Origin of the sequence: Myroides sp. N17-2 (assembly GCF_002286775.1) — a bacterium.
Lineage (GTDB): Bacteria > Bacteroidota > Bacteroidia > Flavobacteriales > Flavobacteriaceae > Flavobacterium.
Genome location: NZ_NSGJ01000028.1, coordinates 55,437 through 67,191 on the forward strand (window position 1 = coordinate 55,437; position 11,755 = coordinate 67,191).

Sequence of the window (11,755 nt, forward strand, 5' to 3'; positions counted from 1 at the left end):
AATCAGACCTCCTGAGCAGGAATTGGGCAGTGAAACTGCACTTTTTTAGCAACTATCAGCAAGAGGAGGTTATATTTTTATAATTACCCTAAAAATGTATTTACTCTTAAATCCTTCTCAAGAATACCTGTTTTATTGTGCTGTTTTGGGAAGGTGATTGGATTCGGAAGGGAAATTAGGAGAAAAAGGAGAGGAGTTGAAGCTAATTTAATAGAGATTTAAAAGATGCATTGTTTATCAGAGTAATTCAAAATGTCTATTTTTACGACTTTGTGATTATAAGCAAAGACTAACCAATAAACCTAACTATATTAAAAATGAAGAAATTACTAGTATTGCTAAGCTTGTGTGTGAGCACGTGGGTTCAGGCACAGGACTTTAATCAGTATTTTGAGAATAAGACGTTGCGTCTAGATTATGTGTTCGGAGGAACTAACGATAGACAATTTATTCTACTAGATGAGCTAGTCTCTTTACCTACTTGGGCTGGGCGTACGCATAACCTTGGGGAGAATGCCTTAAAGGGAAATGGACAAGTGAAAGTATATGATCAGCAAACAAATGTGCTGATTTACACGAATAGCTTTAGTACACTGTTCCAAGAGTGGCTGTCTACAGATGAGGCTAAGAATCATACGAAGAGTTTTGAGAATGTGTTCTTAGTGCCTTTCCCAAAAGAGAAAGTGCGTATAGAGCTAGTGTTATTTGACGAAAATGGAAAAGAGAAAGATAAATTAGTACACCAGGTAGATCCTAAAGATATCTTAATACATGCTAAGGGAACTAAGGATGTGACGAAACACTCGTATGTACATAAAGCTAAAGACAATGCTAAAGCAATTAATGTAGTGTTCGTAGCAGAGGGATTTAAAGAAGAAGAGATGGGTAAGTTTACAGATGCAGTTAAGGTGTCTATACAAGAGATATTAGCACATAAGCCATTTGATAAATTTGCTGATAACTTTAACTTCATCGCAGTGGAGAGTGCTTCTAAAGATTCTGGAGTGAGCGTTCCACGTACTGGAGAATGGAAGAAGACAGCTGTAGAGTCTAACTTCGATACGTTCTACTCAGAGCGCTATTTGACTACCAATAGAATTAAGAAACTACATGATGTATTAGCAGGTATTCCTTATGAGCATATTATTATCTTAGCCAATACAGATGTATATGGTGGAGGAGGTATTTATAACTCTTATACGTTAACGACTACAGGGCATAAAGATTTTAAACCAGTGGTGGTACACGAGTTTGGGCATAGTTTCGCAGGATTAGCAGATGAGTATTTTTATCCTAATGATGTGTTGAGTGACTTGATATCTAATCAGACTGAGCCGTGGGAACAGAATATCACTACGTTAGTAGATTTCGATAGCAAGTGGAAAAAGATGTTGAAAAAAGGAACTCCTATTCCAACGTTAGCAAAGGATAGTAAGAAATATCCTGTGGGAGCGTATGAAGGACTAGAAGGACGTAAGGTATATAAAGGAACATTAGATTGTAGAATGAAGACTAATCAATATCCTGAGTTCTGTCCAGTTTGTCAGAATGCAGTAGAAGAGTTAATTTTGTTCTATACAAAATAAAGTAAGTAGAGCCTTTCATTTTTGGGAGGCTCTTCTTTTTAAAGATAGAAAAAGAAATGAAGAAAATATTATTGTTATCAGATACACACAGTTGTATAGATGAGTCTATCTTGAAGTATGTGCGCCAAGCAGATGAAGTGTGGCATGCTGGAGATATCGGAGATTTAGTGGTGACAGATACCATTAAATCTTTAAAACCACTTAAAGCAGTATATGGCAATATAGATGGGAATGAGGCGAGGCTTGAATTTCCTGAAGAGATAGTATTTGAATGTGAAGGGATGAAGGTGTATATGATACATATCGGCGGATATCCAGGTAAGTATAGAACGATAGTTAGGGATAGAATTCGCAGAGAGAAACCTAATATTTATATCTGTGGGCACTCACATATCCTTAAAGTACAGTTTGATCAGGAGATGAATGTATTGCATATTAACCCAGGAGCAGCGGGTATCAGTGGATTTCATCAGGTGAGAACGATGATTCGCTTTACGATAGATAATGGAAATATAAAAGATATGGAAGTTATAGAATGGTCTAAAAACAAAAAAGCCGAACTATAAGTTCGGCTTTTTTAACGCACTAATAAACTAAGATGTTAGGTTTATCGCAATCGATCCACAGATTTTACAAGATCTTCATCCTTCTTAATGGCTCTGTTCGCTAATACAAGGAACAGGATAGAAATAATAGGGAGGAACATCCCAATACCTTTCTCAGAAACAGCTTCCGCAGTTTCTCCAGATACCGCTAGTGTACGATACACAAATAATCCTAAAAGTATAAAGTTTGATATTATATTCACTCTATTGAACACAAACTGTCTTTGTCTATTCTTGTATCCTAAGATAGTGATTACTGTCAATGCTGTCGATAGTCCAAAAAGGATCGTAGCAGGAGGGTTCATCATAAAAAAGACTTCTTCATTTAATCCGTTATGCCATAAAGGAAAGATGAAAGGTAGTACCCCCATCACTATAAAAACGATAATTAAATAAACTGTTTGAATTCGTTGTATCATAATTAGTAATAAATATGAACTACAAAAATAGCGTTTCTTTTTTGTAAAAACCTATTGTTTATTAAATTTTATTCGTAATATTGCATCAGTACTGCCGTAAGTTCTTCATAATACGGCAATTCTATTTTAAATTTCCATTCTTATTTAAAATATACACAACTCAATATTTATAATCTATAAACATTTATATGTTTGAAATTTCCGAACTAAAAAAAATGAAGGTCGCAGATCTTCAGGAGATTGCTAAAACGGCAAAAATTGCTAAGGTGGCTTCTTTGAAAAAAGATGAACTTATAGGGCAAATCTTAGAACATCAAAAAACGACTAATGCAGAGGATAGAAAAGCACCTGTAAAAGCTAAAGCTGTAGAGAAAGCACCTGTAGTGGAAAAGAAAGCTCCTATAGTAGTAGAAAAGAAAGTGGCTGTAGATAATTCTAAAAATGAAGTAAAGACACAGACACAAAATGCTAAACCGAATAATACTAAATCTTTAGAGAAATCTAAAAGACCTAGATTAGGACAAGGTGGTGATGAAGAAGGAAAAGTAGAAAGTAAAGTAGAGCAAGCATCTCGTGTGTTAGCAGATAAGCCTCAACGTCAATCTGTAGAGCAGAATAAAGAGAAAGCTAGAACTCAAGAGTCAAATAAAGAAGGAGCTAGCGAGCAAACTTCTGACGCAAGAGCAAACAATAATAACGAGAATAGAAGAGATTTTAAAAATAAAAATCAAGGCGATAACAATAATCGTCGCGATGGGCAAAAACGCGATTTTAAAACTCGTCAACCACAACAAGGGCAATCACAGCCACAACAACCACGTACAAATAATAACACAGCAGAATCAAATACACCTGTGTTAGATAATGTATCTGAGAAAGTAGAAGTAGTAAATAACAATGAAAATATAGCTGTACAACAATCTGAGGGAGATAACCCAAAGAGAAATAACAATCAGCAAAACAATAATAACAATCAACAGAACAAAAATAATAACAACAAAAAGAATAATTTCAGAGAACCTGATTATGAATTTGATGGTATTATAGAGAGCGAAGGGGTATTAGAAATGATGCCTGATGGATATGGATTTTTGCGTTCTGCAGATTATCACTATTTATCATCACCAGATGATATTTATTTGTCACAATCTCAGGTTAGATTATTTGGATTAAAAACAGGAGATACTGTAAAGGGCGTAGTACGTCCTCCAAAAGAAGGAGAGAAGTTCTTCCCTTTAGTAAAGGTATTAAAGATTAATGGACACGATCCTCAAGCTGTTAGAGATAGAGTTTCGTTTGAGCATTTAACTCCATTGTTTCCTAATGAGAAGTTTAATTTAGACGGTAAGAGCAGTACAATCTCTACACGTTTAATGGATATGTTCGCACCTATCGGAAAAGGGCAACGTGGTATGATCGTAGCTCAGCCTAAGACAGGTAAGACAATGTTGTTAAAAGATGTGGCTAATGCTATCGCAGCTAATCACCCTGAGGCATACTTAATCGTGTTACTTATCGATGAGCGCCCAGAAGAGGTTACAGATATGCAGCGTAGTGTGAATGCGGAAGTTATCGCTTCTACATTTGATGAGCCAGCTGAAAGACACGTTAAAGTGGCTAATATCGTATTAGAAAAAGCGAAGCGTTTAGTAGAGTGTGGTCACGATGTAGTGATCTTATTAGATTCTATTACGCGTTTAGCTAGAGCATATAACACTGTTCAGCCTGCATCAGGTAAAGTATTAAGTGGAGGTGTGGATGCAAATGCATTGCAAAAACCTAAGAGATTCTTCGGTGCTGCACGTAATATAGAGAATGGTGGTTCTTTAAGTATAATCGCTACGGCTTTAGTAGATACTGGATCTAAAATGGATGAGGTAATCTTCGAAGAGTTTAAAGGAACAGGTAATATGGAATTACAGTTAGATCGTAAGTTGGCAAACAAGCGTATCTTCCCGGCAATTGATATTACTTCTTCAAGTACACGTAGAGATGATTTATTATTAAATGAATGGGAATTAAAGCGTTCATTAATGGTAAGACGTTATATAGACGATATGAACTCTGTAGAGGCAATGTCATCTATTATCGATAATGTGAAGAATACTGCGAATAATGACGAGGTATTAAAGAACTTAAGTAAATAGAATATTACCCTGTATGTATATTGAAAAGAGGACATTTATAATTTGTAAATGTTCTCTTTTTTTGTTTGTATTTAACTTTTTTCAATAAATGTTTTGCAAATAGTAGGAATGTTGTTTCTTTGATAAGATTATCTTTAGGTATGTTTTAGCAGAGTTTTACTTAGATATTAGAAGAAATATGTATGGAATAATAGTGTTTATAGTAGTGGCTGTGCTGGCTTATATAGTGGCAAGAAAGTTTCTTACTGTGAAGCGTTTTGATAGTGATGAAGAGTATTTAAAGTATAAACAGGAGCAAAAAGAATTATTAGAGCAAGAAGAGGAGGAGTGGGATGATGAGTTTATTGATAAGAAGAGCTTCGATTTTCTTTTTCTAGGAGCTGTTGCTACTATTCTTTTTTTGGTTTGTGGGCTATTTACGGGTAATTCCTTTTACTTTATCTTAATCCTTTTTGTTATTACTGCTATGTTATACTTGTATTTTTACCCTCCTAAAGGAAATTTCTAGTTGTCATATTGATTAGAAAAGATGGAGGATATGAGTAATATCAAGTGATGAGCAATAAATAGAGTAAAAATGATATGTTAAAATAGAAAAATGTTTTCCGTTTAAATGATTAGTATTAAGTGTTTTAATATTTAGGTTAAAAAAAAGAGGAATATTTTTCTTTGTTAGAGTTTGTATTTACGGAATAACGTTCTATATTTGCACTCGCAATAACGCATTAGGCTACGTGGCGCAACTGAATAGCGCATCTGATTACGGCTCAGAAGGTTGCAGGTTTGAATCCTGCCGTGGTCACTAAGTTTTATGAAAATAGAACTGTGATAATAAAGAATAAATAAGGTATTAAGGCCGAGTGGCGCAACTGAATAGCGCATCTGATTACGGCTCAGAAGGTTACAGGTTTGAATCCTGTCTCGGTCACAAAAAAGCTTCTCACTTGAGAAGCTTTTTTTATTTATACCTATTTTTGTGATTGATATAGAAGACAATGAAAGAAAGTTATTTTAAATTCTGGTGGAAGTCGGGTAATGAACATAGTGTTCATTCTCCATTTATATTTAATCTATTGACTAAAGGACTTTATCCTAAAGACAGTAGATGGAGTGGGCTAGCAAAGAAAGATGCTTTTATATCTCGTTTAGAAACTTATTATGCACCTAAGAGTATTGGGAGTGTGGGAGAGAATAAGTCTTTATTATCTAATGTAGTCGATTTAAAAACGATTACTGGTGTTGTTGACATGATCTTAGTGTCAAAGTATGATCAAGAAGTAAGTGTGGCTCTGTTGTCTAGTAAAATGCATAATGAGAGTGTTCTTATTGTGGATAGACGCAGTGATAATATGGAAGCTGAATTATTGTGGGCTGACATTATCAAGGATGAGAAATTTACTGCTACTATTGATTTTTATTATTTTGGGGTAGCCTATGTTCGTTCTGAACAATTAAAACAACATTTCGTACTTAGAATGTAGTTCCATTTTATCTAGTTATACATATTTTACTTATCTTAGAAGACTATTTGTTTATCGTATAAAGTGTCTACTAGAGGCTGTAATATTATCATTTAAGGCTGCTGTATTGACTTTGTGTTTATAAACAATTTGTGTTTTTTATTAAAATCAAGGTAGGTATGCCAAATAATATTATAGAAATAAAGGATATTAAGCGTGATTTTAAATTAGGTTCAGAAACCGTACACGTGCTGAAAGGAGTTAATTTAGAGATAGCTCAAGGAGATTATGTTGCGCTTATGGGGCCTTCTGGAAGTGGAAAGTCTACGTTAATGAATATCTTAGGATGTCTAGATACTCCTACTTCGGGTGAGTATGTGCTAGATGGAAAGGATGTGAGTGTGCTTAAAGATGATCAACTAGCAGAGATCCGAAATAAGAGTATTGGATTTGTTTTTCAAACGTTTAATTTACTTCCGCGTACAACAGCTTTAGATAATGTAGCATTACCTATGGTATATGCTGGAAATACGAAGTCTGAACGCGATGCTAGAGCAAAAGAAGTTTTAGGACAAGTGGGGTTAAGTGATCGTATGGATCACCATCCTAATCAACTGTCAGGAGGGCAGCGTCAGCGTGTAGCTGTTGCTAGAGCTTTAGTTAATAAACCTGCTATAATCTTAGCGGATGAACCTACTGGAAATTTAGATACAAAGACTTCAATAGAAATTATGCATCTATTCGATGAGATTCACGCTAATGGAAACACTGTGATTCTAGTGACACATGAGGAAGATATAGCTGCGCATGCACATCGTATTATCCGCTTGCGCGATGGTATAATAGAAAGTGATGAACGAATTAAGTAAAAGAGGTGTGTAGCTTCTTATTTTGTTGTATTTTGGATGCTTATTAAACCGAGAGATATAGATTTATGAAAGTATATACAAAAACAGGGGATAATGGAACTACGGCATTATTCGGAGGAACACGCGTACCTAAACATCATATCAGAATAGAAAGTTATGGTACAGTAGATGAATTAAATTCTTATATAGGATTGATTCGCGATCAAGAGATGAATCAGTTGTATAAGAATGTTTTGATAGAAATACAAGATAGATTATTTACTGTAGGAGCTATATTAGCAACTGATCCTGAGAAGGCAATTTTAAAAAATGGCAAGGAACGATTAAATATTCCTAAAATAAGCGCTGGAGATATTGAATTATTAGAGAATGAAATTGATAGAATGGAAGAATCATTGCCTCCAATGACTCATTTTGTTTTGCCAGGTGGACATACTACGGTGTCATATTGTCATATCGCAAGATGTGTTTGTCGTAGAGCAGAACGGTTGTCAGTAAGTTTAAATGAAACAGAGGCTGTAGATGAGTCAGTATTGAAGTATTTAAACCGACTTTCTGACTACTTATTTGTGTTGGCACGAAAGTTGACTTTTGATTTACAAGCTGAGGAAGTGAAATGGATTCCGAGAAAAGAAGGTTAAAAAATGTTATTTTCTCTATAATCGATACCTATCAAAATGCGACGTTCTTGAAAATATCAGAAATAAATAAAAAAAAGCTTGATAATTTCATAATTAAAATTATTTTTGCATTTAAAATTTAAAAACAATAGAGATGTATTGGACATTAGAATTAGCATCTTATCTAAGTGATGCTCCATGGCCTGCGACTAAGGATGAACTTATTGATTATGCTATTAGAACAGGAGCTCCTCTAGAGGTAGTAGAAAACCTTCAATCTATAGAAGATGAGGGAGAGATCTATGAATCAATGGAAGAGATTTGGCCAGATTATCCAACAGACGAAGATTATCTTTGGAACGAGGATGAGTATTAAGATATAAATTAGAAAAAAAGCCTCTAAACAGGCTTTTTTTTTATTTAACTTTACGATTTGACAGTAATAAAAAAATAAACCACATAAATTTATGAGTATCATAAACAGCATATTAAAGGTTTTTGTCGGAGATAAATCAGAAAGAGATATCAAAGCAATTAAGCCTTTAATTGAGAAAATAAAAACGTATGAAGGAGCTTTATCTAGCCTTTCTAACGATGAATTAAGAGCGAAGACAATTTACTTTAAAGAGAAAATTCAGCAGTCTAGAGCAGATCAAGATGCTAAAATCGCTTCTTACAAAGAAGAAATTGAGAAAACGCAAGATATCGATAAGAGAGAGTCAATGTATGCAAGCATTGATAACTTAGAGAAGGAAGCTTATACAAACTCAGAGAAATTGCTAATGGATATTTTACCAGAAGCATTCGCTGTAGTAAAAGAAACTGCTCGTCGATTTAAAGAAAATGAAACTGTTGTGGTAACTGCAACTGAGCAAGATAGAGTGTTCTCAGAAAGCAAAACTTATGTTACTATAGAAGGAGATAAGGCTCAATGGGCTAACTCATGGTCAGCAGCAGGTAAGCAAGTTACATGGGATATGATTCACTATGACGTACAGTTAATAGGGGGTATTGTATTACACCAAGGTAAAATCGCTGAGATGCATACAGGGGAAGGGAAAACATTAGTAGCTACTTCTGCTTTATACTTAAACGCTTTGACAGGAAATGGAGTTCACTTAGTAACAGTGAATGACTATTTGGCAAAACGTGATAGTCAGTGGAAAGCGCCATTGTTTGAGTTCCATGGTATGACAGTTGATTGTATTGATAATCACCAACCAAACTCTCCAGGAAGAAGAGCAGCTTACGCTTCAGATATTACATATGGTACGAATAACGAATTCGGTTTTGACTACCTACGTGATAATATGGCTCATACTCCAGAGGAATTAGTACAAAGAAAACACAACTTCGCAATCGTGGATGAGGTGGATTCAGTATTAATTGATGATGCTAGAACACCATTGATTATTTCTGGACCTGTTCCACAAGGAGATCGTCATGAGTTTAACGAACTTAAACCAGAAGTGGCTGAGTTAGTTGAAATGCAAAGAAAACTTGCGAATGGATTCTTAGCAGAGGCTAAAAAACTTATCCGAGAAGGAAATACTAAAGAAGGTGGATTCTTATTGTTTAGAGCATATAGAAGTTTACCTAAGAATAAAGCGTTAATCAAATTCTTAAGTGAAGAAGGAGTAAAACAATTACTTCAAAAAACTGAGAATTACTATATGCAGGATAACAATAGAGAGATGCATAAAGTAGATGAGGCGTTATATTTCGTTATTGAAGAGAAAAATAACCAAGTACAATTAACAGATCTTGGTATTCAATATTTATCAAAAGATACAGATCAAAGTTTCTTCGTACTTCCAGATATTGGAGTTGAGATAGCGAAGATAGAAGCTAAGAACTTGTCGATTGAAGAAGAAGCTGAGGCTAAGGAATTATTATTCCAAGATTTCGGTGTAAAAAGTGAGCGTATTCATACATTAAGTCAGTTATTAAAAGCATATACATTATTCGAAAAAGATACTGAATATGTGGTAATGGATAACAAGATTATGATCGTAGATGAGCAAACAGGACGTATCATGGATGGTCGTCGTTACTCAGATGGATTACACCAAGCTATTGAAGCAAAAGAGAATGTGAAAATTGAAGCAGCTACTCAAACGTTCGCTACAATTACACTTCAGAATTACTTCCGTATGTATAATAAACTTGGAGGTATGACTGGTACTGCTATTACAGAAGCAGGTGAGTTCTTACAGATTTACAAATTAGATGTAGTAGAAATTCCTACTAACAGAGGAATCGCACGTGATGATAAAGAAGATAAGATTTATCGTTCAGTACGTGAGAAATATAAAGCAGTAATCGAAGATGTAGTAGAGTTATCGAATGCAGGACGCCCTGTGTTGATTGGTACAACTTCAGTTGAGATTTCTGAGTTATTAAGTAGATCTTTAAAAATGCGTGGTATTAGACACAATGTGTTAAATGCTAAGTTACATAAACAAGAGGCTCAAATCGTAGAAGAGGCAGGTCAATCAGGTATTGTGACTATCGCAACGAATATGGCAGGTCGTGGTACGGATATTAAATTATCTCAAGAGGTTAAAGACTTAGGAGGTTTAGCAATTATCGGTACAGAACGTCATGATTCACGTCGTGTTGACCGTCAGTTAAGAGGTCGTGCAGGACGTCAAGGAGATCCAGGTAGTTCACAGTTTTATGTGTCTCTAGAAGATAACTTAATGCGTTTGTTCGGTTCTGATAGAGTAGCAAAATTAATGGATAGAATGGGATTAGAAGATGGAGAAGTTATCCAACATTCTATGATGACTAAATCTATTGAAAGAGCTCAGAAGAAAGTAGAAGAGAATAACTACGGTATTCGTAAACGTTTATTAGAATATGATGACGTAATGAATGCTCAACGTGAAGTAATCTATAAACGTAGAAAACACGCTTTATTCGGAGAACGTCTTAAGGTGGATATCGCAAATATGATGTTTGATTTATGTGAGCGTATTATTGATACAAATAAGATGGCTAATGATTATAAAAACTATGAGTTTGATATCATTCGCAATTTTGCTACTAATAAGGTAGTTAGTCAAGAGGAGTTCGCTAAAGATGATGTAGTAACTCTTGCTAATAAACAATATGATATCGTGTTTAGAGCGTATTCTGAAAAATGTGAGCGTAGTGCTACTGAAGCATTTAAAGTGATCAAGAATGTTTATGAGAACAATGCTGGACAGTTTGAGCGTATCGTAGTTCCTTTTACAGATGGTGTTAAGACAATTAATATCGTTACGAACTTAGAAGAAGCTTATGCTAGTAATGGTATGTCATTAATTAATGATTTTGAGAAAAACATTACACTGACTATCTTAGATGAGGCTTGGAAGAAACACTTAAGAAAAATGGATGAGTTGAAACAGTCAGTACAGTTAGCTGTTCATGAGCAAAAAGACCCATTATTGATCTATAAGTTTGAAGCATTTGAATTGTTTAGAAAAACAATTTTTGAAATAGATTCAGAAGTTATGACTTTCTTGACAAGAGCAGATTTGCCTCAACAACAAGAACAACAAGTAGAAGAGATTTCTGAAGCTTAGTAAGTATAAAAATATCAAATAGATATAAGGTAAAAAAGACGTGTTTTAAGCACGTCTTTTTTTTGTATGTATAGTTATGGTGTTTTATAAGAAGTGTTCTTAGAATAGCGATATGTGGTTTTTATTGGCGGCATATACTTTTAGTAAGCAATCATAGAATGTAATGTATGTACAGAGTAAGTATAAACTAATTGAGGTTGAATTTATCCCTGTAAATTGTATTTAAGTATTGTTGTCACTATTAAAGAATATAAGTAATAGGTACCTTAAATGCTTAGATGTAAGTAATAGATACCTTAGGTGCTTAGAGGTGAGTAATAGGCATAAAAAAAGGATTGATATTATGTATCAATCCTTTTTTATATTTTAAAGTTTTCAGGAAAAAGCTGTATCGATTGAATACTAAGCTTTTATAGAGATAATCAAAGAAGTCAGGTAACGATTTGGTAACGGTGCTTACTGCTTTGTTTTTCAACG

General features: G+C 34.5%; 10 protein-coding genes and 2 tRNA genes. 11 read left to right on the forward strand and 1 reads right to left on the reverse strand.

From position 1 onward, the window contains the following. Positions 1–317: 317 nt before the first annotated feature. The gene (locus CF599_RS12490; protein ID WP_121966355.1) at positions 318–1,586 is read left to right on the forward strand and encodes a M64 family metallopeptidase; all 1,269 of its coding nucleotides are present in this window, start codon (positions 318–320) and stop codon (positions 1,584–1,586) included. A 56-nt stretch (positions 1,587–1,642) separates the two neighbouring features. Beyond that, entirely contained in the window at positions 1,643–2,152 is a 510-nt protein-coding gene (locus tag CF599_RS12495) for a metallophosphoesterase (RefSeq protein WP_121966356.1), read from the forward strand. Positions 2,153–2,193: 41 nt separating this feature from the next. On the opposite strand, the gene CF599_RS12500 is transcribed toward CF599_RS12495, so the two are convergent. Next, positions 2,194–2,610: a DUF4293 domain-containing protein gene (locus tag CF599_RS12500; protein WP_121966357.1), complete on the reverse strand. Its 417-nt coding sequence runs from the start codon at positions 2,608–2,610 to the stop codon at positions 2,194–2,196. Between the two features lie 188 nt (positions 2,611–2,798). Between CF599_RS12500 and rho the strand changes: the two genes are divergently transcribed. The 9 genes from rho to secA all read left to right on the forward strand — a co-directional run bounded on the left by rho (position 2,799) and on the right by secA (position 11,278). After that, on the forward strand, positions 2,799–4,757 hold the full coding sequence (gene rho, locus CF599_RS12505; protein WP_121966358.1) for a transcription termination factor Rho: 1,959 nt from the start codon (positions 2,799–2,801) through the stop codon (positions 4,755–4,757). A 178-nt stretch (positions 4,758–4,935) separates the two neighbouring features. Beyond that, complete coding sequence (locus CF599_RS12510) at positions 4,936–5,265, forward strand: hypothetical protein (protein WP_121966359.1); 330 nt, start codon at positions 4,936–4,938, stop codon at positions 5,263–5,265. 220 nt (positions 5,266–5,485) lie between these two features. Beyond that, a tRNA-Arg gene (locus CF599_RS12515) sits at positions 5,486–5,559 on the forward strand. A gap of 52 nt (positions 5,560–5,611) precedes the next feature. Next, positions 5,612–5,685: transfer RNA gene (locus CF599_RS12520), tRNA-Arg, on the forward strand. 67 nt (positions 5,686–5,752) lie between these two features. Next, positions 5,753–6,238, forward strand: coding sequence for a hypothetical protein (locus CF599_RS12525; RefSeq protein ID WP_121966360.1), 486 nt, complete (start codon positions 5,753–5,755; stop codon positions 6,236–6,238). A 158-nt stretch (positions 6,239–6,396) separates the two neighbouring features. Then, positions 6,397–7,086 carry an ABC transporter ATP-binding protein gene (locus CF599_RS12530; RefSeq protein ID WP_121966361.1) on the forward strand — a complete coding sequence of 230 codons (690 nt, stop codon included), beginning with the start codon at positions 6,397–6,399 and terminating at the stop codon, positions 7,084–7,086. 65 nt (positions 7,087–7,151) lie between these two features. Continuing rightward, positions 7,152–7,727 carry a cob(I)yrinic acid a,c-diamide adenosyltransferase gene (locus tag CF599_RS12535; protein WP_121966362.1) on the forward strand — a complete coding sequence of 192 codons (576 nt, stop codon included), beginning with the start codon at positions 7,152–7,154 and terminating at the stop codon, positions 7,725–7,727. A 133-nt stretch (positions 7,728–7,860) separates the two neighbouring features. Continuing rightward, positions 7,861–8,082, forward strand: coding sequence for a DUF2795 domain-containing protein (locus CF599_RS12540; protein ID WP_002986941.1), 222 nt, complete (start codon positions 7,861–7,863; stop codon positions 8,080–8,082). Positions 8,083–8,173: 91 nt separating this feature from the next. Continuing rightward, complete coding sequence (gene secA / locus CF599_RS12545; protein WP_121966363.1) at positions 8,174–11,278, forward strand: preprotein translocase subunit SecA; 3,105 nt, start codon at positions 8,174–8,176, stop codon at positions 11,276–11,278. Positions 11,279–11,755 lie beyond the last annotated feature (477 nt).